Origin of the sequence: Nocardioides caricicola (genome assembly GCF_039541135.1) — a bacterium.
GTDB lineage: Bacteria > Actinomycetota > Actinomycetes > Propionibacteriales > Nocardioidaceae > Nocardioides > Nocardioides caricicola.
This window is the reverse complement of the sequence record NZ_BAABFQ010000005.1, coordinates 196,913-222,079: the sequence shown is the minus strand read 5'-3', so window position 1 is coordinate 222,079 and position 25,167 is coordinate 196,913. Positions and strand designations below refer to the sequence as shown.

26 protein-coding genes and 1 tRNA gene are annotated in these 25,167 nt (G+C 70.7%); 26 read left to right on the top strand and 1 reads right to left on the bottom strand.

What is annotated here, in order from left to right; all coding sequences use genetic code 11:
- Positions 1-91 precede the first annotated feature (91 nt).
- Positions 92-682 (top strand): hypothetical protein, encoded by a 591-nt coding sequence (locus tag ABD875_RS09385; RefSeq protein ID WP_345173748.1) that lies wholly within the window; start codon positions 92-94, stop codon positions 680-682.
- Entirely contained in the window at positions 682-1,581 is a 900-nt protein-coding gene (locus ABD875_RS09380) for an LCP family protein (RefSeq protein ID WP_345173746.1), read from the top strand. The genes ABD875_RS09385 and ABD875_RS09380 overlap by 1 nt, the downstream gene beginning before the upstream one ends.
- A 133-nt stretch (positions 1,582-1,714) precedes the next feature.
- Here ABD875_RS09380 and ABD875_RS09375 read toward each other — a convergent pair.
- Positions 1,715-1,787: transfer RNA gene (locus tag ABD875_RS09375), tRNA-Arg, on the bottom strand.
- A gap of 122 nt (positions 1,788-1,909) precedes the next feature.
- Here ABD875_RS09375 and argS point away from each other — a divergent pair.
- The 24 genes from argS (at position 1,910) to ABD875_RS09255 (ending at position 25,086) form a co-directional block, all read left to right on the top strand.
- On the top strand, positions 1,910-3,577 hold the full coding sequence (gene argS / locus ABD875_RS09370; protein WP_345173744.1) for an arginine--tRNA ligase: 1,668 nt from the start codon (positions 1,910-1,912) through the stop codon (positions 3,575-3,577).
- Positions 3,574-4,968 carry a diaminopimelate decarboxylase gene (gene lysA / locus ABD875_RS09365; RefSeq protein ID WP_345173742.1) on the top strand — a complete coding sequence of 465 codons (1,395 nt, stop codon included), beginning with the start codon at positions 3,574-3,576 and terminating at the stop codon, positions 4,966-4,968. Before argS ends, lysA begins: the two co-directional genes overlap by 4 nt.
- The gene (locus ABD875_RS09360) at positions 4,968-6,263 is read left to right on the top strand and encodes a homoserine dehydrogenase (protein ID WP_345173740.1); all 1,296 of its coding nucleotides are present in this window, start codon (positions 4,968-4,970) and stop codon (positions 6,261-6,263) included. Before lysA ends, ABD875_RS09360 begins: the two co-directional genes overlap by 1 nt.
- A complete protein-coding gene (thrC, locus tag ABD875_RS09355) occupies positions 6,260-7,342 on the top strand; it encodes a threonine synthase (RefSeq protein WP_345173739.1) in 1,083 nt (360 codons plus the stop codon). Before ABD875_RS09360 ends, thrC begins: the two co-directional genes overlap by 4 nt.
- 9 nt (positions 7,343-7,351) lie before the next feature.
- On the top strand, positions 7,352-8,248 hold the full coding sequence (gene thrB / locus ABD875_RS09350; RefSeq protein WP_345173737.1) for a homoserine kinase: 897 nt from the start codon (positions 7,352-7,354) through the stop codon (positions 8,246-8,248).
- A gap of 170 nt (positions 8,249-8,418) precedes the next feature.
- Positions 8,419-10,251, top strand: a complete 1,833-nt coding sequence (gene rho, locus ABD875_RS09345; RefSeq protein WP_379188198.1) for a transcription termination factor Rho — start codon at positions 8,419-8,421, stop codon at positions 10,249-10,251.
- Between the two features lie 61 nt (positions 10,252-10,312).
- Complete coding sequence (locus tag ABD875_RS09340) at positions 10,313-10,708, top strand: response regulator transcription factor (protein ID WP_243058227.1); 396 nt, start codon at positions 10,313-10,315, stop codon at positions 10,706-10,708.
- A gap of 152 nt (positions 10,709-10,860) precedes the next feature.
- Positions 10,861-12,465, top strand: coding sequence for a sensor histidine kinase (locus ABD875_RS09335; RefSeq protein WP_345173733.1), 1,605 nt, complete (start codon positions 10,861-10,863; stop codon positions 12,463-12,465).
- A 114-nt stretch (positions 12,466-12,579) separates the two neighbouring features.
- Positions 12,580-12,801, top strand: a complete 222-nt coding sequence (gene rpmE, locus ABD875_RS09330; RefSeq protein ID WP_345173731.1) for a 50S ribosomal protein L31 — start codon at positions 12,580-12,582, stop codon at positions 12,799-12,801.
- An 84-nt stretch (positions 12,802-12,885) separates the two neighbouring features.
- A complete protein-coding gene (prfA, locus tag ABD875_RS09325; protein ID WP_345173729.1) occupies positions 12,886-13,959 on the top strand; it encodes a peptide chain release factor 1 in 1,074 nt (357 codons plus the stop codon).
- Positions 13,956-14,798 carry a peptide chain release factor N(5)-glutamine methyltransferase gene (prmC, locus tag ABD875_RS09320; protein ID WP_345173727.1) on the top strand — a complete coding sequence of 281 codons (843 nt, stop codon included), beginning with the start codon at positions 13,956-13,958 and terminating at the stop codon, positions 14,796-14,798. The genes prfA and prmC overlap by 4 nt, the downstream gene beginning before the upstream one ends.
- Before the next feature lie 20 nt (positions 14,799-14,818).
- Positions 14,819-15,478 (top strand): L-threonylcarbamoyladenylate synthase, encoded by a 660-nt coding sequence (locus tag ABD875_RS09315; RefSeq protein ID WP_345173725.1) that lies wholly within the window; start codon positions 14,819-14,821, stop codon positions 15,476-15,478.
- A 4-nt stretch (positions 15,479-15,482) separates the two neighbouring features.
- Entirely contained in the window at positions 15,483-16,625 is a 1,143-nt protein-coding gene (locus ABD875_RS09310) for a glycosyltransferase family 4 protein (RefSeq protein WP_345173723.1), read from the top strand.
- Between the two features lie 121 nt (positions 16,626-16,746).
- The gene (locus ABD875_RS09305; RefSeq protein WP_345173721.1) at positions 16,747-17,229 is read left to right on the top strand and encodes a hypothetical protein; all 483 of its coding nucleotides are present in this window, start codon (positions 16,747-16,749) and stop codon (positions 17,227-17,229) included.
- A gap of 30 nt (positions 17,230-17,259) precedes the next feature.
- Positions 17,260-17,517 carry an AtpZ/AtpI family protein gene (locus tag ABD875_RS09300; RefSeq protein ID WP_345173719.1) on the top strand — a complete coding sequence of 86 codons (258 nt, stop codon included), beginning with the start codon at positions 17,260-17,262 and terminating at the stop codon, positions 17,515-17,517.
- 11 nt (positions 17,518-17,528) lie between these two features.
- Positions 17,529-18,350, top strand: coding sequence for a F0F1 ATP synthase subunit A (atpB, locus tag ABD875_RS09295; protein WP_345173716.1), 822 nt, complete (start codon positions 17,529-17,531; stop codon positions 18,348-18,350).
- Positions 18,351-18,411: 61 nt separating this feature from the next.
- Entirely contained in the window at positions 18,412-18,615 is a 204-nt protein-coding gene (gene atpE / locus ABD875_RS09290) for an ATP synthase F0 subunit C (protein WP_056908071.1), read from the top strand.
- Between the two features lie 44 nt (positions 18,616-18,659).
- Positions 18,660-19,247: a F0F1 ATP synthase subunit B gene (locus tag ABD875_RS09285; RefSeq protein ID WP_345173708.1), complete on the top strand. Its 588-nt coding sequence runs from the start codon at positions 18,660-18,662 to the stop codon at positions 19,245-19,247.
- Positions 19,247-20,074 (top strand): F0F1 ATP synthase subunit delta, encoded by an 828-nt coding sequence (locus ABD875_RS09280; RefSeq protein WP_345173706.1) that lies wholly within the window; start codon positions 19,247-19,249, stop codon positions 20,072-20,074. Before ABD875_RS09285 ends, ABD875_RS09280 begins: the two co-directional genes overlap by 1 nt.
- A gap of 74 nt (positions 20,075-20,148) precedes the next feature.
- Positions 20,149-21,780 carry a F0F1 ATP synthase subunit alpha gene (atpA, locus tag ABD875_RS09275; RefSeq protein ID WP_345173704.1) on the top strand — a complete coding sequence of 544 codons (1,632 nt, stop codon included), beginning with the start codon at positions 20,149-20,151 and terminating at the stop codon, positions 21,778-21,780.
- A 6-nt stretch (positions 21,781-21,786) separates the two neighbouring features.
- A complete protein-coding gene (locus ABD875_RS09270; RefSeq protein ID WP_345173702.1) occupies positions 21,787-22,695 on the top strand; it encodes a F0F1 ATP synthase subunit gamma in 909 nt (302 codons plus the stop codon).
- 5 nt (positions 22,696-22,700) lie between these two features.
- A complete protein-coding gene (gene atpD, locus ABD875_RS09265) occupies positions 22,701-24,155 on the top strand; it encodes a F0F1 ATP synthase subunit beta (protein WP_345173700.1) in 1,455 nt (484 codons plus the stop codon).
- A complete protein-coding gene (locus tag ABD875_RS09260; RefSeq protein WP_345173698.1) occupies positions 24,155-24,553 on the top strand; it encodes a F0F1 ATP synthase subunit epsilon in 399 nt (132 codons plus the stop codon). Before atpD ends, ABD875_RS09260 begins: the two co-directional genes overlap by 1 nt.
- A gap of 80 nt (positions 24,554-24,633) precedes the next feature.
- The gene (locus tag ABD875_RS09255; RefSeq protein ID WP_345173696.1) at positions 24,634-25,086 is read left to right on the top strand and encodes a DUF2550 domain-containing protein; all 453 of its coding nucleotides are present in this window, start codon (positions 24,634-24,636) and stop codon (positions 25,084-25,086) included.
- Positions 25,087-25,167: the final 81 nt, after the last annotated feature.

Here is a 25,167-nt window from a genome sequence, read left to right as displayed (position 1 = left end):
AGGGTGCCAATTCGGCGTGGTGTGCGACGGGCCACACGGAAGTCACGTTCAATGCCGGGAACAACGACGGCAAGTGGGGAGTCTCGGACCGATGAGAAGTACCGCTCGGCGACGGGCCGGCGCCACGGCGCTCGCGCTCGTCCTCACGCTCGCGGCGGGTGCCTGCAGTGGCTCGGACGACGAGCCCGACGAGCCGGCCGCGGCACCCTCGTCGTCGGCGCCGGCCGTCCCAGCGGTCGAGACGACCGTCGTGATCGGCAAGCTCACCGGCCGCCTCCCGAAGCCCGAGCGGGCCAAGGTGGTCGCCGCGGTCGGCGCGGTCGTGGACGGCTGGACGCAGGCGGCGTACGTCGGCGGTGCGTACCCCCGGCGCGACTTCGCCGACGCGTGGCCCGGCTTCACCGCGGGCGCCCGGGCGCTCGCCAAGCGCGACCGGGCCCTCATGAGCAACCAGGACATCGGCCACCGGATCGACGGCGTCGAGCTGCGCCGCAGCCGGGTGGTGCTCGACGTGCTGTCGGTCAAGCAGCGCGCCCAGGCCGTGACCGCCCGGGTCCTGGTCGGGTTCCGCACGACCGGGCAGGTCGAGCGCGCCGTCCGGGTGCAGGGCCGGCTCTACCTGACCCACGGAGACGGCGGCTGGCAGGTCTTCGGCTACGACATGACGAAGGGGGCGGTGTGATGCTCCGGCGACTCGTCCGGCTCGGCGCGGTCGCGCTGTCGCTGCTGGTCCTGGCCGTGGTGGTGCCCGGCTCCGCGGTGAAGAGCACCGAGGTGGCGCTCGTGAAGCTGGACCGGGCCGACGGGGTGGACGTCGACCCGAACCTGATCTGGATCCTCGCGGTCGGCTCGGACGCCCGGCCGGGGCAGGACATGACCCGGACCCGCGGCGACGCCCTGCAGCTGATCGGCATGGACACCCGCACCGGCGCCGCCACCGCCATCGGCATTCCGCGCGACTCGTGGGTCCCGATCCGCGGCCACGGCTACGACAAGATCAACGCAGCGCTCTTCTTCGGCGGCCCGCAGCTGCTGGGGGAGGCCGTCGGCGACCTGGTCGGCATCCAGCCCGACTACGTCATGGTCAGCCGGTTCAAGTTCTTCCAGGCGATGGTCGACGACATCGGCGGCATCACCGTGCGCAACCCGGTCGCGTTCTCGGACCCGAACCTCAAGCCGAAGGGCTTCGGCACCGGCCCGATCCGCCTCGGCGGGTACGACGCGATGGTGTACGCCCGGATCCGGTACAACCTGATCCGCGGTGACTTCGACCGCTCGGCCAACCAGCAGCGCGTGCTGCGCGGCATCCAGACGCGCGTCCGTGAGCGCGCGGCATCGCCCGGCTTCATCGACCGCGGGGTCCTGACCGCGATGCAGCACCTGTCGACGAACCTCTCGCCGGCCGAGCTGTTCCGTCTCGCGCAGGCCGTCGCGCACGTCGTCCCGAGCAAGATCACCACCTGCGTGGTGCAGGGCAGCATCGGCAACGTGGGCGGCGCCAGCGTGGTGCTGCCCTTCACCGCCCAGGCCCGCAGCTACGGCGACCAGGCCCGCAAGGACGCGACCATCGAGCGCTGCTAGCGGGCGGTCTCGTGGGATAGTCCCTAACGTTTTGCACGTCCTGCACGGCGTGTCGGCAGCCAGAACGTGAGGGACTATCGCTTCGATCCCACGGCGAAATGGAGAACGGCCGCCCTGTGGACGGCCGATGGGGCGCCCCCGGCAGGATTCGAACCTGCGACTCCTGGTACCGGAAACCAGTGCTCTATCCCCTGAGCTACGGAGGCATCGCCGCTGAGCGGCTGCGCGTCACCCTACAGCCGAGGAGCGACCGCCGCGCAATCGGGTCGGGCGTCCCACGGCGGATATGGATGCGAGCCCCGCAGTCGCGCGCCGATACCCTTGGCCGGTGACCCCTGAGCAGCTCTCCACCGCGATCGTCGACGTGCTGACGACGCTGTCCACCGAGGGTGCGATCACCCTGCCGGACGGCGTCCCGACCACAGTGACGGTGGAGCGCCCGCGCCAGAAGGGGCACGGCGACTACGCGACCAACGTCGCGCTGCAGCTGGCCAAGAAGGCCGGGATGAACCCGCGTGACTTCGCGACCCTGGTCCAGAAGGGCCTGGAGGCCACCGACGGGATCGCCGGCGTCGACATCGCCGGCCCGGGCTTCCTCAACATCACCGTCGCGGCCGGTGCCCAGGGCATCGTCGCGGCGCAGATCGTCGAGGCGGGGGCGGCGTACGGCGCCAACGACGCGTTCGCGGGGGAGAAGGTCAACCTCGAGTTCGTCTCCGCCAACCCGACCGGGCCGATCCACATCGGCGGCGTGCGCTGGGCGGCCGTCGGCGACGCGCTCGGCCGGATCATGGAGAAGGCCGGGGCGGACGTCACCCGGGAGTACTACTTCAACGACCACGGCGCCCAGATCGACCGGTTCAGCCGGTCGCTGCTGGCCAGCGCCAAGGGCGAGCCGGCCCCGGAGGACGGGTACGGCGGCGAGTACATCCACGAGATCGCTGCCGCGGTCGTCGCCAAGGCGCCGCAGGTCAAGGACCTCTCCGACGAGGAGGCGCAGGAGGTCTTCCGCGCCGAAGGCGTCGAGATGATGTTCGAGGAGATCAAGAAGAGCCTCCACGAGTTCGGGGTCGACTTCGACGTCTACTTCCACGAGAACAACCTGCACAGGAGCGGTGCCGTCGACCGCGCGGTGGCCCGGCTCACCGAGCTCGGCAACACCTACGAGCAGGACGGCGCGATCTGGCTGCGCACCGAGAAGTTCGGTGACGACAAGGACCGCGTGATCATCAAGTCCGACGGCACCGGCGCCTACCTGTCCGGCGACCTGGCCTACTACCTCGACAAGCGCGAGCGCGGGTTCGACCGCTGCTTCATCATGCTCGGCGCCGACCACCACGGGTACGTCGGCCGGATGATGGCGATGTGCGCCGCCTTCGGTGACGAGCCGGGCAAGAACCTCGAGATCCTCATCGGGCAGATGGTGAACCTGCTCAAGGACGGCGAGCCGGTGCGGATGTCGAAGCGGGCCGGCACGGTCGTGACCATCGACGACCTGGTCGAGGCGATCGGCGTGGACGCCGCCCGCTACGCGCTGACCCGCTACAGCTCGGACTCCAACATCGACCTCGACCTCGACCTGTGGGCGAGCCAGTCCAACGACAACCCGGTCTACTACGTGCAGTACGGCCACGCCCGCAGCTGCCGGATGATGGCCAACGCCGCCGACCTCGGCATGTCGCTCCCCGACGACTTCGACCCCGCGCTGCTGTCGCACGAGAAGGAGGGCGAGCTGCTCCGCGCCCTCGCCGAGTTCCCGCGGGTGGTCGCCAGCGCGGCCGAGCTGCGCGAGCCGCACCGGGTCGCGCGCTACCTCGAGGACACGACCTCGGTGTTCAACCGGTGGTACGACACCCGCGAGTGCCGGATGCTGCCGCAGGGCGACGAGCCGGTCGCGCCGATCAACGAGGCGCGGCTGATGCTCACCGTGGCGGCGCGCACCGTCCTCGCGAACGGCCTCGCGCTGCTCGGCGTCTCCGCCCCGGAGCGGATGTGAGCCACGAAGCCGGCTGGGCGCACGCGCCCGGCGCCCTCCGCGGTCCCGCCTGGCTGCAGGCTCCGGGCGATGCCAACGCCCTGGTGCCGCACCTGTGGTCGACCACCGCGCAGAAGGTCGACGGCGAGCTGCACGTCGGCGGACTGGCCGTCCCCGAGCTGGTCGCCGACGTGAACACCCCGGCGTACGTCCTCGACGAGGCCGACTTCCGGTCCCGCGCGCGGGCGTTCCGCGACGCGTTCTCGGACTACGAGGTGTTCTACGCCGGCAAGGCGTTCCTCTGCACCGCCGTCGCGAGGTGGGTCCAGGACGAGGGACTCAGCCTCGACGTGTGCTCGAACGGCGAGCTGAGCGTCGCCCTGCGCGCCGGCGTCGACCCCGCCCGGATCGGCTACCACGGCAACAACAAGACGCTGATGGAGCTGCGGCGCGCGGTCTCGGTGGGCGTCGGCCGGATCGTCGTCGACTCGTTCGACGAGATCGAGCGGCTGGCGTCGATCACCGCCGAGGGCATGACCTCCCGCGTGATGATCCGCGTGACCGCCGGCGTCGAGGCGCACACCCACGAGTACATCGCGACCGCCCACGAGGACCAGAAGTTCGGCTTCTCGATCACCAACGGCCAGGCCATGGAGGCGGTACGCCGCGTCCTCGCCGTGCCCGGTCTCGAGCTGCTCGGCCTGCACTCGCACATCGGCAGCCAGATCTTCGACTCGTCCGGCTTCGAGGTCGCCGCGCGCCGGGTGCTCGCGCTGCAGGCCAGGATCTCCGAGGAGCTCAACGTCACCCTGCCCGAGATGGACCTGGGTGGCGGCTTCGGCATCGCGTACACGACCCAGGACGACCCGGCGGACCCGGCGCAGCTCGCGACGGAGATGAGCAAGATCGTCGAGCACGAGTGCCGCGCGCTGGGCATCCCCGAGCCGCACCTCTCGATCGAGCCCGGTCGCGCGATCGTCGGCCCGGCGATGTGCACGGTCTACACGGTCGGCACCGTGAAGCAGGTGCAGCTCGACGGTGGGGCGGTGCGCACCTACGTCAGCGTCGACGGCGGCATGAGCGACAACATCCGCACCGCGCTGTACGACGCCGACTACTCCTGCACGCTCGCCTCGCGCGCCTCCGACGCGGCGCCCGTGCTGTCGCGGGTCGTGGGCAAGCACTGCGAGGCCGGCGACATCGTGGTCAAGGACGAGTTCCTGCCCGGCGACGTGCGGCCGGGCGACCTGCTCGCGGTCCCGGGCACCGGCGCCTACTGTCGCTCGATGGCGTCGAACTACAACCACGCGCTCCGGCCGCCGGTGGTCGCGGTGCGGGACGGAGTCGCGCGCGTCGTCGTACGACGAGAGACTGAGGACGACCTGTTGGCAACGGACATGGGTGATCAGTAATGGAGAGCGACAAGCCACTGAAGGTGGCGGTGCTGGGCTGCGGCTCGGTCGGCTCGCAGGTGGTCCGCCTGCTCGGTGAGCAGGCCGACGACCTGGCGGCCCGGGTGGGCGCACCGGTCGAGCTCGTCGGGGTCGGCGTGCGCCGCCTCGACGCGCCGCGCGACGTCGAGGTGCCCGACGGGCTGCTGACGACGGACGCGACGGCGCTGGTCACGCGCGACGACGTCGACCTGGTGATCGAGGTGATCGGCGGCATCGAGCCGGCCCGCTCCCTGATCCTGGCCGCGCTCGAGAGCGGCAAGTCCGTGGTCACCGCCAACAAGGCGCTGCTCGCCGAGGACGGCCCCACGCTCTTCGAGGCCGCCGAGAAGGCCGGCCGCGACCTCTACTACGAGGCCGCGGTCGCTGGTGCGATCCCGATCCTGCGCCCGCTGCGGGAGTCGCTCGCCGGCGACAAGGTCACCCGGGTGCTCGGCATCGTCAACGGCACCACGAACTTCATCCTCGACAAGATGGACACCGCAGGCAGCGGCTTCGCCGAGGCGCTCGAGGAGGCCCAGGAGCTCGGGTACGCCGAGGCCGACCCGACCGCCGACGTCGAGGGCTTCGACGCCGCCGCCAAGGCCGCGATCCTCGCCTCGCTCGCGTTCCACTCCCGCGTCACCGCGGCCGACGTCTACCGCGAGGGCATCACCGAGGTCACCGCGGCCGACGTGCAGTCCGCGGTCGAGATGAACAGCGTCGTGAAGCTGCTGGCGATCTGCGAGTTGAAGGACGACGCCGTCGCCGTCCGCGTGCACCCGGCGATGATCCCCAGGTCGCACCCGCTCGCCTCGGTGCGCGAGGCGTACAACGCGGTGTTCGTCGAGTCCGAGGCCGCCGGCCAGCTGATGTTCTACGGCCCCGGCGCCGGCGGGGCCCCGACCGCGTCCGCGGTCCTCGGCGACCTCGTGACGGTCGCGCGCAACCGGCTGGCCGACACGCGCGGCGCCGGCGAGTCGGCGTACGCCGACCGTGCGGTGCTGCCGATGGGGGAGACCGTCACCCGCTACCACGTCGCGATCGACGTCGACGACCGCGCCGGCGTGCTCGCCTCGGTCGCGCTGGCGTTCGCCGAGAACGGCGTCTCGATCCAGACCGTGCGCCAGGAGGGCCGCGACGCGGACGCCCAGCTCGTCGTCGTGTCGCACGAGGCGACCGACGCCCAGCTGTCCGCCACGGTCGAGCACCTGCGCGGCATGGACATCGTCCGCGAGGTCACCTCGGTGATGCGTGTTGAAGGAGCGAGTGAATGAGCCGGACCCACCAGTGGCGCGGGGTCATCGACGAGTACCGCGACCTGCTGCAGATCCCCGAGGGCACGGTCGCGGTCACGCTGCGTGAGGGCGGCACGCCGCTGGTGTTCTCCGAGTGGCTGTCGGGACTGACCGGCGCCGAGGTCTGGCTCAAGGTCGAGGGCAACAACCCGACCGGGTCCTTCAAGGACCGCGGCATGGCCGCGGCGATCTCGGTCGCCAAGCACGACGGCGCCCAGGCCGTCGTCTGCGCGTCGACCGGCAACACGTCCGCGTCGATGGCGGCGTACGCCGCGAAGGCGGGCCTCAAGCCGCTGGTGCTGGTGCCCGAGGGCAAGATCGCGGCCGGCAAGATGGCCCAGGCGATCCTGCACGGCGCCCAGGTGATCATGGTGCGCGGCAACTTCGACGACTGCCTGGCGATGGCCAAGGGCCTGGCGTGGGACTACCCGGTCGCGCTGGTGAACTCGGTGAACCCGGTCCGGCTCGAGGGCCAGAAGACCGCGGCGTTCGAGATCGTCGACTTCCTCGGCGACGCGCCCGACTATCACCTGCTCCCGGTCGGCAATGCCGGCAACATCTCGGCGTACTGGCTGGGCTACACGCAGTACTTCGACCTGGGGGAGGCCACCAAGACCCCGGTGGTGCGCGGCTTCCAGGCCGAGGGTGCGGCCCCGCTGGTGACCGGTGAGCCGTTCCCGGACCCGGAGACCCGCGCGACCGCGATCCGGATCGGCAACCCCGCCTCGTGGAAGCTCGCGGAGGCGGCGCGCGACGAGTCCGGCGGCCGCTTCGCGTCGGTCACCGACGCCCAGATCCTCGCCGCGCAGCGCGAGCTCGCCTCGCGTGACGGCGTGTTCGTGGAGCCGGCGTCCGCCGCCGGCATCGCCGGACTGCTGCAGGAGCTCGCCGGTGGCGAGTCGTACACGGGCAGCACGGTCGCGATCACCGTCACCGGTCACGGGCTCAAGGACACCGTCACCGCGCTCGAGGGGTTCACCGAGAGCGGCGGCACCGTCGTCGACGTCGTGGTCGACGCCGACGTGGCCGCGGCAGCGGCGGCTGCCGGCCTGGCATGAAAGCCGGAAATGACTAGGTACGTCGAGGGCCCGGTCCGGGTCTCCGTCCCGGCGACCTCGGCCAACCTCGGTCCCGGCTTCGACTCGCTCGGCCTGGCGCTGACCATGCGCGACGAGCTGGAGGCCGAGGTGACCGGCTCGGGGCTGGTCGTCGAGGTCACCGGCTCCGGCGCGGACGCCGTGCCCCGCGACGAGTCGCACCTTGTGGTCCGGTCGATGCGCGCGGCGTTCGACGCGATGGGCGCCCAGCCGCCCGGACTGCGGCTCTCCTGCGCCAACGTGATCCCGCACGCCCGCGGCCTCGGCTCGTCCTCGGCGGCGATCGTGGCCGGCGTGGTGCTCGCCCGCGCGCTGGTCGCCGGGGGCACGCTGCTGATGGACGACGACGCGGCGTTCGCGCTCACCGCGCGGATCGAGGGCCACCCCGACAACGTCGCGCCGGCGTTCTACGGCGGCTTCCAGATCTCGGGCCGCGAGGACGACTTCTACTCCGTCGGCTCGCCGGTCGACCCGCGCGTCGAGGCCGTCGTGTTCGTCCCGCCGACGCCGGTGTCGACCGAGGTCGCCCGCGGCCTGCTCCCCGCCGACGTCCCCCACGCGGACGCCGCCGCCGACGCCGGCCGTACGGCGCTGCTGGTGGCGGCTCTGGCGAGCCAGCCCGAGCACCTGTGGCGCGGCACCCGCGACTACCTGCACCAGGACTACCGGCGCCCGGCGATGCCGGAGTCGCTGGCCCTGGTCGACGCGCTCCGCGCCGACGGGGTCGCGGCGACGGTGTCCGGCGCCGGTCCGACCGTCCTGGCGTTCACCGACGCCTCGGGCGCGCCGGCGCTCACCGCCCGTTGTCCGGCCGGTTGGGCGGCTCACCACCTGCACGTCGACCGGGACGGCGCGCGGGTCCTCTGACGAGGATCGGCGTCGCGGTGTATCTTGGCGGTGCGCACGCACTCTGTCGTGCGACTCTTCCTCTCTCATCGGTGCGACTTCGTTCGCACGCCCGTGCGCGGGCGAGGAAGCCGTGACCAGCAGCCGACGGCGCTCGCCGTCTCGGCACTGATACGTGGGAAGGACCTCACGTGACCGAAACCATCGAAGCCCCCGCCGAGCAGCCGGCCGACAAGCCGGGCAAGAAGCGCGGCGGCGGGTTGAACTCCATGCTGCTCGCCGACCTCAAGGCGATGGCGAGCGGGATGGGGATCTCGGGCGCCGGCTCCATGAAGAAGGCGCAGCTGGTGGAGGCCATCAAGGCCCGCCAGGACCGGCCCGCCCAGGACCGGCCCGCCCAGGAGCAGCCGGCCCAGGAGCGGCCCGCCCGGGAGAAGCCGGCGCAAGAGAAGCCGGCGCAGGAGAAGCCAGCGCAGGAGCAGCCCGCGCAGGAGCAGCCTCAGGGCGAGGACCGGCCGGCCGAGAAGTCGGAGAAGAAGCCGCGCCAGGACAAGCAGCAGCGGCAGGAGAAGCAGAACCGGGACCAGGGCAAGGACCACGGCAAGGACCACGGCAAGGATGCCGAGGCGGGCGAGCGGAACCAGCGCGACCAGGGCCGCCAGCAGAACCAGCAGCAGAACCAGAACCAGCAGCAGAACCAGAACCAGCAGCAGAACCGGGACCAGAACCGGGACCAGAACCGGGACCAGAACCAGGACGACGGCCAGGGCGAGGGCAGCCGGCGCAACCGGCGCCGCCGCGGCCGGGACCGGGACCGGACGGGCGCCCCGAGCGTGGGCGGGCAGCGCAACGAGCCGGACACCACGATCCTCGAGGACGACGTGCTGGTCCCCGCGGCCGGCATCCTCGACGTGCTCGACAACTACGCGTTCGTGCGGACCAGCGGCTACCTGCCGGGCACCGACGACGTCTACGTCTCGCTGTCGATGGTCCGCAAGTTCGGCCTGCGCCGTGGCGACGCGATCGTCGGTCAGGTGCGCCAGCCCCGCGAGGGCGAGCGCAAGGAGAAGTTCAACCCGATGGTCCGCATCGACGCCGTCAACGGCGCCGACCCCGAGACCGCCAAGCACCGGGTGGACTTCTCGAAGCTCACTCCGCTGTACCCGACCGAGCGGCTGCGCCTGGAGACCACGCCGGACAACCTCATCGGCCGCGTGATCGACATCGCCGCGCCGGTCGGCAAGGGCCAGCGCGGGCTGATCGTGTCGCCGGCCAAGGCCGGCAAGACCATGGTCATGCAGTCCATCGCGTCCTCGATCGCGGCGAACAACCCCGAGTGCCACCTCATGGTCGTGCTCGTGGACGAGCGCCCCGAGGAGGTCACGGACTTCCAGCGGTCGGTGAAGGGCGAGGTCATCTCCTCGACGTTCGACCGGCCTGCGGGCGACCACACGATGGTCGCGGAGCTCGCCATCGAGCGGGCCAAGCGGCTCGTCGAGCTCGGTCACGACGTGGTCGTGCTGCTCGACGGCATCACCCGGCTCGGCCGTGCCTACAACCTGGCGGCGCCGGCCAGCGGCCGGATCTTGTCCGGTGGCGTCGACTCGGCGGCGCTGTACCCGCCGAAGAAGTTCTTCGGCGCGGCCCGCAACATCGAGAACGGCGGCTCGCTGACGATCCTCGCGACCGCGCTCATCGAGAGCGGCTCGAAGATGGACGAGGTCATCTTCGAGGAGTTCAAGGGCACCGGGAACATGGAGATCCGGCTGCGCCGGGACTTCGCGGACAAGCGGCTGTTCCCGGCGATCGACGCCGTCCAGTCCGGAACCCGCCGGGAGGAGCTGCTACTCAGCGAGGAGGAGCTCGCGATCGTCTGGAAGCTGCGGCGCGTGCTCTCCGGCCTCGACGGTCAGCAGGCGCTCGAGCTGCTGCTCGAGCGGCTGAAGAAGGCGCAGAACAACATCGAGTTCCTGATGCAGATCCAGAAGACCACGCCCACCGCGCCCACCGGTCGAGACGACTGACCGGACGAGCTCGTAGGTTGACCTGCCGGTCCGGCCGATGCCGGATAGGCTGCGCACGCACATGCCTGAAGGGAAGGGGAACCCGTTGGCTCGGATCCTGGTCGCGGACGACGACGTCGACATCCGTGAGCTCGTTGAGTTCAAGCTGTCGACACTCGGACACGACGTCGTGGCGGTCTCGGACGGGGCGGCGGCGGTGGAGGCCTGCCAGGCCCAGCGCCCCGACCTCGCGGTGCTCGACGTGATGATGCCGGGGGTCTCGGGCCTGGACGCGATCCGTGCGATCCGTGCCGATCCGGCGTTGGCTGACCTGCCGGTCATCCTGCTCACGGCACGGGCCCAGGAGTCCGACGTCGAGACCGGGTTCGACTCCGGCGCGGACGACTACATCACCAAGCCGTTCAGTCCTCGCGAGCTCGCCTCGCGGGTGCAGGCACTGCTCTCGCGCTCGACCTGAGCGATTCGCGAGATACGGCGCCGCTGGCGGCGGTACCCTCCCCGGAGGGGGCGGTGCGGGGGTGCACTGTCGAAGTGGGTGTTCACGGGCGCGCCCGGGGGATGTGACGAACGATGAGTGGAGGCCGGCCGGTCGCGCGACTGGTCCAACCCGTGATCCTGCGGGTGTCGGTGATGGCTGCCCTGATGGCGGCGATCGCGGTCACCGGTGTCGTGCTCTCCACCAACGCCGTCAACTACCTCACCCACGACCTGCAGCCGGCGGCCGCGGCCAACCAGCAGGTCTACCAGGACCTCACCGACATGTCCGCGGCAACCGCGGCCTGGTCGGGGTCGGGCGTGGAGAGTGCCGCCGACGACTACGAGCAGGCGCTGCTCCGGCTCCCGGCCGACCAGCAGGTCGTACGCCGCTTCGCCGACGGTGACAACGAGCTCGAGCTGCTCGTCGTCCGTCAGGAGCGCGCCGCCGCCCGGTGGATCGACACCTACGCGCAGCCGGTGATGGACGCGGAGGCGGGCCGGGCCCCGACCGCGCAGCAGGCCAAGGCAGGGTCCGCGGCGTTCGACCAGATCCGCAGCGCCCACCAGGCCACCACCCAGGCGTTCGACAGCCGGGTCCGGCAGGCCAGCGCGGACGCGTCGTTCCGCCTGAAGGGGACGGTGCTCGCGGTCGTGCTGCTCGCGCTCGCCGCGTGGTACGTCATCGCGCAGTCGCGCCGCAAGCTGCTCGCCGAGCTCTCCGAGCCGCTGCTGGACCTCGAGCAGGTCGTGCACCGGATGGCCAAGGGCGAGCACGACGTGCGCGCCGAGCTCAAGGGGCCGAAGGAGGTCCGGGCCGTCGCGTCGGCGCTCAACGAGTTCGCCGACGGCACGGCGCGGGCGCGCGCGGTCGAGGGCCGGATCCAGAACGAGCTGCGCTCCCTCGACACCGCCCGCGACGACTTCGTCTCGAACGTCTCCCACGAGCTGCGGACCCCGCTCACCACCATCAGCGGCTACCTCGAGCTGGTCGCCGACGAGTTCGAGGACCAGATGCAGCCGCGGCACGAGCGGATGCTCGAGGCGACCCGGCGCAACGTCACCCGGCTCAAGCTGCTCATCGACGACCTCCTCGCGTTGTCCAAGGCCGAGGCCAGGGCGACCGAGATGGAGCCGATCGACCTCGCGCTGCTCGTGCGCGAGGTGGTCACGGACGTGCGGATCACCGCCGCTCGGCGCTCGATCAAGATCGACGTGGCGATGCCGGACGCCGTCGTCCCCGTGCTCGGCGACCGCGCGATGCTGCACCGGGCGTTCCTGAACGTCGTCACCAACGCGGTGAAGTTCAGCCACGAGGGCGGGACCGTCGAGGTCGACCTCACCCAGGAGGGCCGGCAGGTGGCGGTCTCGGTGACCGACCACGGCATCGGCATCCCGGCCGCGGAGATCGACCGGCTCGGCACCCGCTTCTTCCGGGCGTCGAACGCGATCCACAACGAGATCGCCGGCACCGGCCTGGGCCTGCGGATCATGCAGACGATCGTCGACAAGCACGCCGGCGACGTCGTCATCGATTCCGAGGAGGGCACCGGCACCACGGTGACCGTGCGCCTGCAGCACCACGCCGACGGCCTGCCCGCGCCGATGCCGCACGAGCTGGCCGCGGAGGAGGACCGGCTCGCCGAGGAGGAGCTCGCCGAGGCCGCCGGGCTGACCCTCGGGAGCGACCTGGACAGCGACGGCCCGCGGATCGTGCCGGCGTTCACCCGGCGCAGCTGACGAGGGAATGTCCTCGATTACCGCGGCGTTGAGTCTCGTGCCAGAATTACTGGCTGGCTCCGGTTCACGCCTTCTCAGAGGGAGAGGCGACCCGGCGGCCGAGGAGAGGACACCATGAAGAAGGACATCCACCCGGAGTACGTCGACACCCAGGTGACCTGCACCTGTGGCGCGTCGTTCACCACCCGCAGCACCGCGACCTCCGGCTCGATCCACGCCGACGTCTGCTCGCAGTGCCACCCGTTCTACACCGGCAAGCAGAAGATCCTCGACACCGGCGGCCGCGTCGCCCGCTTCGAGGCCCGCTACGCCAAGAAGGCCGACGCCTCCAAGTAGCTCCGACCGAGCGCCGGTTCCCGCCACGTGCGGGGACCGGCGCTCGTCATTTCGCTGGACCCACCACGTCGACGAGGAGCACCGATGTTCGAGGCCGTTGAGGGGATGCTCGCCGAGCACGCCGACATCGAGGCGCGGCTGGCCGAGCCGGAGACGCACGCCGACCCCCGGCTCGCCAAGCAGCTGAACCAGCGCTACTCCACGCTGTCGTCGATCATCGGCGCCTGGCGCGAGTGGCAGCAGCTCGGCGACGACATCGAGGCCGCCCGCGAGCTCGCGTCCGAGGACCCGGCGTTCGGCGAGGAGGCCGAGGTGCTGACCGCGCGGCTGCCCGAGGCCGAGGAGCGCCTGCGGCGACTGCTGGTGCCCCGCGACGAGACCGACGAGAAGGACGCGATCCTCGAGCTGAAGTCGGGGGAGGGCGGCGAGGAGTCCGCGCTGTTCGCCGGCGACCTGCTGCGCATGTACACCCGGTACGCCGAGGCGCGCGGCTGGAAGGTCGAGGTCCTCGACGCGGCCGAGTCCGACCTCGGCGGCTACAAGTCCGTCACGGTCGCGGTGAAGGCCAAGGGCGCGTCCGAGCCGGGGACGGCGCCGTACGCGCTGCTGAAGTTCGAGGGTGGCGTCCACCGCGTGCAGCGGGTGCCGGTGACCGAGTCGCAGGGCCGCGTGCACACCAGCGCCGCCGGCGTCCTGGTGTTCCCCGAGGCCGAGCAGATCGACGTGCAGATCGACGAGAACGACCTGCGCATCGACGTCTACCGCAGCAGCGGGCCGGGCGGACAGAGCGTGAACACCACCGACTCCGCGGTCCGGATCACGCACGTGCCGACGGGGATCGTCGCGAGCTGCCAGAACGAGAAGTCGCAGCTGCAGAACCGCGAGGCGGCGATGCGGATCCTGCGCGCCCGGATCCTCGCCGCGGCGCAGGAGAAGGCCGACGCCGAGGCGGGTGAGGCCCGCCGCAGCCAGGTCCGCACGGTCGACCGCTCCGAGCGGATCCGCACCTACAACTACCCGGAGAACCGGATCTCCGACCACCGCACGGGCTACAAGGCCTACAACCTCGACCAGGTCCTGGACGGCGACCTCCAGCCGGTCCTGGACTCCTGCATCGAGGCCGACCTGGCCGCGAAGCTCGAGGCGCTGGACCAGTGACGCAGCGGCGAGCCGTCCTGGCGGCGGCCGTCGACCGGCTCCGCGCCGCCGGGGTGGCCAGCCCGGAGCACGACGCGGCGGAGCTGCTCGCGCACGTGCTCGGCACGACGCGGTCCCGGCTGCCGCTGGTCGACGAGGTGCCGGCCGCCGCGCTCGCGACGTACGACGACCTGGTCGCCCGGCGCGCCGCGCGGGAGCCGCTGCAGCACCTGACCGGTACGGCGTACTTCCGTCACGTCGAGCTCGCGGTCGGGCCGGGCGTCTTCGTGCCCCGGCCCGAGACCGAGCTGCTCGCCGGCTGGGCGATCGAGCGGGCCTCCGCGCTCGAGCGGCCCGTGGTCGTCGACCTGTGCACCGGCTCCGGGGCGGTCGCCAAGGCGATCGCCGACGAGGTGCCGACGGCGGTGGTCCACGCCGTCGAGCTGGACGAGCCCGCGCACGCCTGGGCCGCCCGCAACCTGGCCGGCACCGGCGTCGAGCTGCGGCTCGGCGACATGGCCACCGCGTTCGAGGAGCTGGCCGGCAGCGTGGACGTGCTGACCTGCAACCCGCCGTACATCCCGCTCGAGGCGTGGGAGTCGGTCGCGCCCGAGGCCCGCGACCACGACCCGCACCTGGCGCTGTTCTCCGGCGCCGACGGGCTGGACGCGATCCGGGTGCTCGAGCAGCGCGCCGCGCTGCTGCTGCGCGTCGGGGGAGTCGTCGGCTTCGAGCACGCCGACGTCCAGGGCGAGTCCGCGCCGGCCGTGTTCGCGGCCACCGGCCGGTGGGCCGACGTGCGCGACCACGCCGACCTCGCGGGCCGCGCGCGCTTCACGACCGCGCGACTGGCACGATGACCTCCGGAACAGGAGGCACAGTGAGCGAGCGTTACCCCACCGGCACCGACGAGGAACGGGAGGCCGCGGTCGAGGCGGCCAGCCTGGCCGTCCAGCGCGGCGAGCTCGTCGTGCTGCCCACCGACACCGTCTACGGCATCGGCGCGGACGCCTTCGACCCCGCCGCCGTGCGCGGCCTGCTGGCCGCCAAGGGCCGCGGCCGCGAGATGCCGCCGCCGGTGCTGATCAGCTCCGCGACCACGCTCGACGCGCTCGCGATCAAGGTGCCCGGCTACGCCCGCGCGCTGGTCGAGGCGTTCTGGCCCGGCCCGCTGACCCTGGTGTGCCACCAGCAGACGTCGCTGCAGTGGGATCTCGGCGACACGCGCGGCACGGTCGCGGTGCGCATGCCCGACCACGACGTGGCGCGCGAGATCCTCGAGCGCACCGGCCCGCTGGCGGTCAGCTCCGCCAACAAGACCGGGATGCCGGCCGCGACCGACGCGGACCAGGCGGTCGACATGCTCGGCGACGACGTCGCCGTCGTCGTCGACGCGGGGGAGTCCCCGGGTGGCGAGGCGTCCACGATCGTCGACGTGACCGGCGACCAGGGCCGGGTGCTGCGTCTCGGTGCGCTGTCGCTCGCCCAGCTCAACGAGGTCCTCGAGCCCCTGGGCGCGACGCTCACGGACGAAGGCTGAGGCGTTGCGGGAGTACCTCCTCGTCTTCCTCGTCGCCGCGGCGACGACGTACCTCCTGACGGTCATCGCGCGGGAGATCGCGTTGCGCACCGGCGCGGTCGCGAAGGTCCGCGACCGCGACGTGCACGCCGTGCCGATCCCGTACCTCGGCGGGCTGGCGATGCTCGGTGGCCTCGTGGCGGCCTACCTCGTCGCCCGCGAGCTGCCGTTCCTCAGCACCAGCGGGACCCTGGTGTTCCACGACGCCGCGATCGTGCTGATCGCCGGAGCGCTGATCTGCGCGGTCGGGGTGCTCGACGACCTGTTCGAGATCGACGCGCTGACCAAGCTCGGGGGACAGGTGCTCGCCGCCGGCTTCCTCATCGCGTTCGGGATCCAGTACGTCTTCTTCGCCGGGCGCGACGGCACCCAGTTCACCCTGGACCCTGCCCAGGGCGCGCTGCTCACCGGCTTCGTCGTGGTCGCGACCGTGAACGCGGTGAACTTCGTCGACGGGCTCGACGGCCTCGCCGCCGGGGTGGTGGGCATCGGCGCGCTGGCGTACTTCGTCTTCTGCTACCAGCTCGCCAACATCAACGGGCTGACCCTGGCGACGACCGGTGCGCTGCTGAGCATCTCGCTGGCCGGCGCCTGCGTCGGCTTCCTCCCGCACAACTTCCACCAGGCGCGGCTGTTCATGGGCGACAGCGGCTCGATGCTGATCGGGCTGGTGCTCTCGGCCAGCGCGGTCACCCTCACCGGCCAGTTCACCCCCGACCAGCTCAGCGAGAGCGGGGGCAGCTCCCAGGCCAGCCTGCTGGTGATGCTGCTGCCGCTGGTGCTGCCGCTGTCGATCCTCATCATCCCGATGCTCGACCTGGTCCTCGCGGTCGTCCGGCGCACTCGCGCCGGCCGGTCGCCGTTCGCGCCGGACAAGCAGCACCTGCACCACCGGCTGCTGGAGATCGGGCACTCCCACCGCCGGGCGGTGCTGATCATGTGGATGTGGGCGGCGCTCGTCGCGTTCGGTACCGTGCTGATCAGCCTCTACCCGGACGAGGAGTGGATGTGGGCGTCGGTGTCCGCGATGGCGGTCGTGACGGTCGCGATGACCTTCGTCCTGCCCAAGCTGCACGCGCCGCACAGCCGCGCGGAGAGCACCACCTGACGCCTCGGAAGCGCTTTGGATCGTTCCGTTTTCTACCGCGTCAGACCTTGTGCTACTTTTCACAAGCGTCCTGAGGGCCACTCCGGACGCTGCACCATCGCCCACCAGGACGGCCGCCCCCATGACGACCGAGACCACCCGCGCACCCCGTGACCGCAACGCGGTCGCGCTCGTGCGGACGGCGTCGGCGACGCTGGTGCTCGGTCTTCTCGCGGCGCTCCTCGGAGCGCTCGTCTCCGGCTCGGCGGCGGCGTACGGCGCCCTGGTCGGCACCGTGATCGTCGTCGGCGTCTTCGGCTTCGGGACGCTCGCCGTGAACGCCGTGGCCAGCCTGATGCCGGCGGCGGCGCTGATGTTCGCGCTCCTGACCTACACCCTGCAGGTGCTCGCGATGGGCCTCGTGTTCGTCGCGCTCTCGGGCTCCGGTCTGCTCGACGAGACCATCTCGCGGGAGTGGCTGGGCGGCACGGTCATCGTCGGCACCCTGGGTTGGCTCACGGTGCAGATCGTGCTCGCCACGAACCGCTGGATCCCCATCTACGACCTGCCCGAGCAGGCGTCGCCCGCCCTGGCGGCCGGCACCCGGGAGGGTGGTGAACGATGACCGGAGCCGACTGCTATTGTCCGGGGCGCAATGAGTCAGCAGGATCCGTCGGCTGCGCCTCACGACGATCGCCCCAGAGGCGATCCGTGGCACGCGTTCGGGTACGTCGTCTCGGGGGTCGCGTTCTACGGGTTCCTGGGGTGGCTGCTGGACCGATGGCTCGGTACCGACTACATCGTCGCGATCGGGATCATCTTCGGCGCGGGACTCGGCATCTACCTGACCTTCAGCCGCTTCAACCGCGCACTTCCACCTGACAGCTCGCACGACCAGCACGAACAGAACTAAGAGGAGAATCGGTGACCTACGCAGCCGTGGTGCGCAGCGATGGCTTCACGCCGCCCTCGCCGGCAGACTTCGACCTGCCGGCGATCGGTGGCAGTCACGAGACCTTCACGATGTTCGGGCAGGAGTTCGTGCTCGGCGTCACCAAGCCGATGCTCCAGCTCGTCCTGGCCGCGGTCGTCGTCTTCGCGCTCTTCTGGGCCGCCTCGCGCCGCAAGGCGATGGTGCCGGGCCGGCTCCAGTTCGTGGGGGAGGGCGCCTACGGGTTCGTCCGCAACTCCGTGGGCCGCGAGATCATCGGTAGCCACGACTTCGCGAAGTACGTGCCCTACCTCTTCACGCTCTTCTTCTTCATCCTGGTCAACAACCTCTTCGCGACCATCCCGTTCCTGCAGTTCCCGACGTTCTCGCGCTCGGGCATGGTCTACAGCCTCGCGATCCTGAGCTGGCTGATCTACAACGCCGCCGGCATCAAGCGCCACGGGTTCTTCGGCTACATCAAGCACCAGACGGTGCCGCCGGGCATCAAGGGCCCGATGCTCCTGCTACTGGTGCCGCTCGAGTTCATGTCGAACATCCTGGTCCGCCCGGTCACCCTGGCCCTCCGTCTGTTCTGCAACATGTTCGCGGGCCACCTGCTGCTCATCCTGTTCGCGCTCGGCGGCCAGTACCTCATCACCGAGATGGGCGGCGCCTACATCGGCGTCGGCCTCCTGGCCTGGGTCCTCTTCATCGCCGTCGCGCTGCTCGAGGTCCTGATCCAGTTCCTGCAGGCGTACGTGTTCGTCCTGCTGAACGCGATGTACATCTCCGGCGCCATCGCCGAAGAGCACTGACCAGCACCACCCAGCAAGCTCTCCTATCCCACACCAGTAGTAACAACCGAAAGGAATAGCCGTGGACGGCAACCTCAACATGATCGGCTACGGCCTCGCTGCGATCGGCCCCGGCGTCGGCATCGGTCTGATCTTCGCCGCCTACATCAGCGGTGTCGCCCGTCAGCCGGAGGCCCAGAGCCGCCTGCAGTCGATCGCGATCCTGGGCTTCGCGCTCGCCGAGGCGCTCGCGATCATCGGTATCGCCCTCGCGTTCGTTCTCTGACCGGTCCGACCGGCTTCTGACGTAGGACCCCGGAAGGACCTGCCATGCAAGCACTGATCGCGCCGCTCGTGGTGCGCGCGGCCGAAGAGGCCGAGGAGCACGAGCTCAACCCGCTCCTCCCGCACTTGGTGGAGATCGGCCTCTCCCTGGTCGTCTTCGGCATCCTCTTCTTCGCCGTGAAGAAGTTCGTGGTGCCGAACTTCGAGACGACCTTCGAGGAGCGCACCAAGGCCATCGAAGGTGGCCTGGAGGCTGCCGAGACCAAGCAGGCGGAGGCGGACGCCAAGCTCGCCGAGCTCGAGCAGCAGCTCGCCGACGCCCGGCACGAGGCCGCTCGCATCCGCGAGGAGGCTCGTGAGCACGGCGCCGCGATCGTCGCGGAGATGCGGGAGCAGGCCCAGGCCGAGGCGTCCCGCATCGTCGAGCACGGCAAGACGCAGATCGAGGCCGAGCGCCAGCAGGCGATCACCTCGCTGCGGGCCGAGGTCGGCACGCTCGCGACCAGCCTGGCCGGCCGGATCGTGGGCGAGAGCCTCGACGACGACGAGCGCTCCTCGCGCGTGGTCGAGCGCTTCCTGACCGACCTCGAGACCATCGAGGCGTCGCAGGCCGCCGGCAACGGGGCGAGCTGATGGTCCAGCCCCTGAGCTCCCTGCGTGGCTCCTCCGCGGAGGCGCTGCAGGTTCTCGGTGAGCGCGTCGACAAGGACGGCATCACGCTCGAGCAGTTCGCGGAGCTCGGCCGGGACCTCTTCGGTCTCGCCGAGCTGCTCCGCAGCGAGCCGGCCCTGCGCCGTACGTTGACCGACGTGTCGACGCCGGCGCAGGCCAAGGCCGACCTCGTCCACGGGCTGTTCGACGGCAAGGCCAGCCCGGCCGCCGTCGACCTCCTCGCCGAGGGAGCGGGGCTGCGGTGGCTCGCCGCCCGCGACCTCGCCGACACGCTCGAGCACCTCGGCGTGATCGCCGTCGTCCGGTCCGCCGGGCGGCCCGCGGCGGCGCGACTGTCCGACGAGCTCTTCGTCGTCGGCCAGGCCGTCAACTCGAACGCCGACCTGCGCATCGCGCTGTCCGACCCCGCGCGCTCGCGCGAGGACAAGGGCGGTCTGCTCCGGCAGCTGCTCGAGGGCAAGGCGCTGCCGGCCACCGTGACGCTCGTCGAGCAGTCGCTCGCGGGCTCCTTCCGGTCGGTCCACGCCGCGATCACCGAGTTCCAGAAGGTCGCCGCGGCGACCCAGGGCGAGGGCGTCGCGCTGGTGCGCACCGCCCGGGAGCTCTCGGACGCCGAGCGCACCCGTCTCGCGGAGGCGCTCAGCACCCAGTACGGCCGCCCCGTGCACCTGAACGTCGAGGTCGAGCCCGCGCTGCTCGGCGGGCTGCGGGTCGAGATCGGTGACGACGTCATCGACGGCACCGTGGCCGCCCGCCTCGACAACGCCCGACGCAAGCTGGCCGGCTGAGGCCACCAGCCCCACGTACGCAGAACACACCCAGCCAGACCAACGGCAGAGCCCAAGAGAGTAGGGACGCAGATATGACGGAGCTTTCGATCCGTCCGGACGAGATCCGGGACGCGCTGCAGCGGTTCGTCTCCGAGTACCAGCCCGACGCCGCCTCCAAGGAGGAGGTCGGCACGGTCGCGCAGGCCGGCGACGGCATCGCGCGGGTCAGCGGCCTGCCCTCGGCGATGGCCAACGAGCTGCTCGAGTTCGAGGACGGCACGCTGGGCATCGCGCTCAACCTGGACACCCGGGAGATCGGTGTCGTCGTCCTCGGTGACTTCGACAAGATCGAGGAGGGCCAGACGGTCCGCCGGACCGGCGAGATCCTCTCGGTGCCCGTCGGCGACGGCTACCTCGGCCGCGTCGTCGACCCGCTCGGCACCCCGATCGACGGGCTCGGCGACATCGAGACCAGCGGTCGCCGGGCGCTCGAGCTCCAGGCTCCCAGCGTGGTCCAGCGCAAGTCGGTCCACGAGCCGCTCGCGACCGGCATCAAGGCCATCGACTCGATGACCCCGATCGGCCGCGGCCAGCGCCAGCTGATCATCGGTGACCGCGCGACCGGCAAGACCACGATCGCGATCGACACGATCATCAACCAGAAGCAGAACTGGGACTCCGGTGACCCGGAGAAGCAGGTGCGCTGCATCTACGTCGCGATCGGTCAGAAGGGCTCGACCATCGCCTCCGTGCGCGGCGCGCTCGAGGCCGCCGGCGCGCTGGAGTACACGACGATCGTCGCGTCCCCGGCGTCCGACAGCGCGGGCTTCAAGTACCTCGCGCCGTACACCGGCTCGGCCATCGGCCAGCACTGGATGTACGACGGCAAGCACGTCCTCATCGTGTTCGACGACCTGACCAAGCAGGCCGAGGCCTACCGCGCCGTGTCGCTGCTGCTGCGCCGCCCGCCGGGCCGTGAGGCCTACCCGGGCGACGTCTTCTACCTGCACTCCCGCCTGCTGGAGCGCTGCGCGAAGCTGTCCGACGACCTGGGCGCGGGCTCGATGACCGGTCTGCCGATCATCGAGACCAAGGCCAACGACGTCTCGGCGTTCATCCCGACCAACGTCATCTCGATCACCGACGGCCAGATCTTCCTGCAGTCGGACCTGTTCGCGGCCAACCAGCGTCCCGCGATCGACGTCGGTGTCTCGGTGTCCCGCGTGGGTGGTGCCGCGATGACCAAGGCGATGAAGGCCGTCACCGGCTCGCTCAAGGTCGACCTCGCGCAGTTCCGCGCGATGGAGGCGTTCGCGATGTTCGCCTCCGACCTGGACGCCGCCTCGCGCCAGCAGCTCGACCGTGGCCAGCGCCTGATGGCACTGCTCAAGCAGCCGGCGTACTCGCCGTACTCGCTCGAGGACATGACGGTCTCGCTGTGGCTCGGCACGACCGGTCGCCTCGACAAGGTGCCCACCGGTGACGTCATCCGCTTCGAGCAGGAGTTCCTGGACTTCCTGAAGCGCTCGCACGCCGGCATCCTCGGCGGCATCCGCGAGACGCAGAAGTTCGAGGACGAAGAGTCGCTCGTGGCTGCGTACGACTCCTTCCTCGACCAGTTCGAGACCTCTGACGGCGGTTCGATCAAGGTGGGCCACGAGGCCCCGGTCGAGGCGCTGGAGGACGAGGAGCAGGAGCAGATCGTCAAGCAGAAGCGGGGCTGATCCCAGATGGCCGTATCGCTGCGTGAGTACCGCGCGCGGATCAAGTCGACAGAGTCGATGAAGAAGATCACGCGCGCCATGGAGCTCATTGCTGCGTCCCGCATCATCAAGGCGCAGCAGCGGGCGCAGTCCGCCGCGCCGTACGCCCGGGAGCTCACCCGTGCGATCTCGGCCGTGGCGACGTTCTCCAACGTCGACCACGCCCTGACCACGGAGCCGGAGAACCCGAAGCGCGCCGCGGTCCTGATCGTGACGAGCGACCGGGGTCTGGCCGGTGCCTACTCCTCGAGCGTGCTCAAGGAGGCCGAGCGCCTCATCGAGAAGCTGCGCGGTGAGGGCAAGGACGTGTCCGTGTTCATCTCGGGCCGCAAGGGTGAGGCGTACTTCAAGTTCCGCGGTCGCCCGATCGTGAGCTCGTGGACCGGCTTCTCCGACCAGCCGTCGCACCAGGCGGCCTCGGAGATCGGTTCGGCGCTGATCGAGGCGTTCCTCGACGACGGCGAGCAGGGCGTGGACGAGGTGCACGTCGTGTTCACCCGGTTCCGCTCGATGCTGACGCAGGAGCCCACCGCGGTGCGGCTGCTGCCGCTCGAGGTCGTCGAGGGCGAGGAGAAGCCCGAGGCGTCGGAGGCACTGCCGCTCTACGAGTTCGAGCCGTCCGCCGAAGCGGTGCTGGACGCACTGCTCCCGCGCTACGTCGAGAGCCGGATCTTCTTCGCCCTGCTGCAGGCGGCCGCCTCCGAGCTGGCCGCTCGCCAGAAGGCGATGAAGTCCGCGACCGACAACGCCGAAGAGCTGATCAAGAAGTACACGCGAATCGCCAACCAGGCCCGCCAGGCCGGCATTACCCAGGAAATCAGCGAGATCGTCGGAGGCGTCAACGCGCTCGCCGACGCCCAAGCCGGGAGTGAGTGAAAGACATGACTGCAACGATCGAAGAGACCCAGGGGACTGGCGCCACGGGCGTCGGCCGCATCGCCCGGGTGATCGGCCCGGTGGTGGACATCGAGTTCCCCGTGGACGCGATGCCCGAGATGTACAACAAGCTCGAGGTCGACGTCACGCTGTCGGGCGAGACCGCGACGCTGCCGCTCGAGGTCGCTCAGCACATCGGTGACGGCATGGTCCGCGCCATCTCGCTGAAGCCGACCGACGGCCTGGTCCGCGGCGCGCAGGTGACCGACACCGGCGGCCCCATCACGGTGCCTGTCGGCGACGCGACGCTGGGCAAGGTGTTCAACACCACCGGTGACGTGCTCAACCTGGCCGAGGGCGAGACCTTCGAGGTCAACGAGCGCTGGGGCATCCACCGCAAGGCTCCGGCCTTCGACCAGCTGGAGTCCAAGACCCAGATGTTCGAGACCGGCATCAAGGTCATCGACCTGCTCACGCCGTACGTGCAGGGTGGGAAGATCGGCCTCTTCGGCGGCGCCGGCGTCGGCAAGACCGTGCTCATCCAGGAGATGATCGCGCGTGTGGCCCGCGACCACGGTGGTGTGTCGGTGTTCGCCGGTGTCGGCGAGCGCACCCGTGAGGGCAACGACCTCATGGTCGAGATGGAGGAGGCCGGCGTTCTCGGCCAGACCGCCCTCGTCTTCGGCCAGATGGACGAGCCGCCGGGCACGCGTCTGCGCGTCGCCCTGTCCGCGCTGACCATGGCGGAGTACTTCCGCGACGTGCAGCAGCAGGACGTGCTGCTGTTCATCGACAACATCTTCCGGTTCACCCAGGCCGGTTCCGAGGTGTCCACCCTGCTCGGCCGGATGCCGTCCGCGGTGGGCTACCAGCCGAACCTCGCCGACGAGATGGGTGTGCTCCAGGAGCGGATCACCTCGACGCGTGGTCACTCGATCACCTCGATGCAGGCGATCTACGTGCCGGCCGACGACTACACCGACCCGGCGCCGGCGACCACGTTCGCGCACCTCGACGCCACCACGGAGCTGTCGCGTGAGATCGCGTCGCTCGGTATCTACCCGGCCGTGGACCCGCTGACCTCGACCTCCCGCATCCTCGACCCGCAGTACATCGGTCAGGAGCACTACAACTGCGCGATCCGCGTCAAGCAGATCCTGCAGCGCAACAAGGAGCTCCAGGACATCATCGCGATCCTCGGTGTCGACGAGCTCTCCGAAGAGGACAAGATCATCGTGTCCCGGGCTCGCCGCATCCAGCGGTTCCTGTCGCAGAACACCTACGTGGCCAAGCAGTTCACCGGCATCGAGGGCTCCACGGTCCCCGTCGCCGACACCATCGAGGCGTTCAACAAGATCGCGGACGGCGAGTACGACCACGTGGCCGAGCAGGCCTTCTTCATGTGCGGCGGTCTGGACGACGTCGAGCAGAAGTGGGCCGAGATCCAGAAGAGCCTCTGATGGCTGAGAACGGCTCGCTCCATGTCGAGCTGGTCGCCCCGGACCGCACGGTGTGGTCCGGGGAGGCCGACATGGTCATCGCGCGGACGATCGAGGGTGACATCGGTGTCCTGCGTGGGCACGCGCCGCTGCTCTCGCTGCTGAGCGACGCCGTGGTCGAGATCTCGACCGCCGACCGTGGCGTGGTCGTGGCCGTGGTCGACGGAGGGTTCCTCTCGGTCGCCAACGACCGCGTGTCGATCCTGTCCGACCATGCCGAGCTGCCCGACGAGATCGACGTCGACCGGGCGCGCGCGGAGCTGGAGGAGGCGCGCGGTCTCGTCGGCGCCAACGACGAGGCCGAGCGCCGGCTGCGCCGGGCCGAGGCCCGCATCCGCGCGGTCGAGAAGGCCTCCTGACAGACCGGTCGCAGGTCCTGTTGGTGCGCCCGCTAGGGTGAGCGCACCCCCGCGCAGGTGGGGGAGGACGGAGATCGTGGATGCCGGTATGGCAGTGGCTGCTCGACGCGGTCGGTGTCCTGCTTGCCCTCGTCCTGCTGTACGGCGTCGGCCTCATCCTGCGCCGTCGTTGGGTCTCCCGTCACGGGGGGACATTCGAGCTCAGCTGCCGCGTCCGGTCCGGAAGGACCGGACGCGGTTGGCTTCTCGGTCTGGGCCGCTACTCGGGCGAGACCCTGGAGTGGTTCCGCTACTTCTCGCTCTCGCCGCGACCCAAGCTCACGCTGGAGCGCTCGCGGCTGACCTACGTCGGCCGGCGCGAGCCGGAGGGCGCCGAGCAGATGTCGCTCTACCCCGACCACGTCGTGATCACCTGCACCACGCCCGACGGCATGGTCGAGCTGGCGATGTCGCCGGCCTCGCTCATGGGCTTCCAGTCGTGGCTGGAGGCGGGTCCACCCGGTACCGACTGGACCCGCCCGCCGCGCCCCTAGCCGCTGCGCCGGGGCTGTCTCTGGTGTGTCTCCTGCTGTCCCAGGTTCACCATGGTCAGAAGGCGAACCCGCACTTCCCAT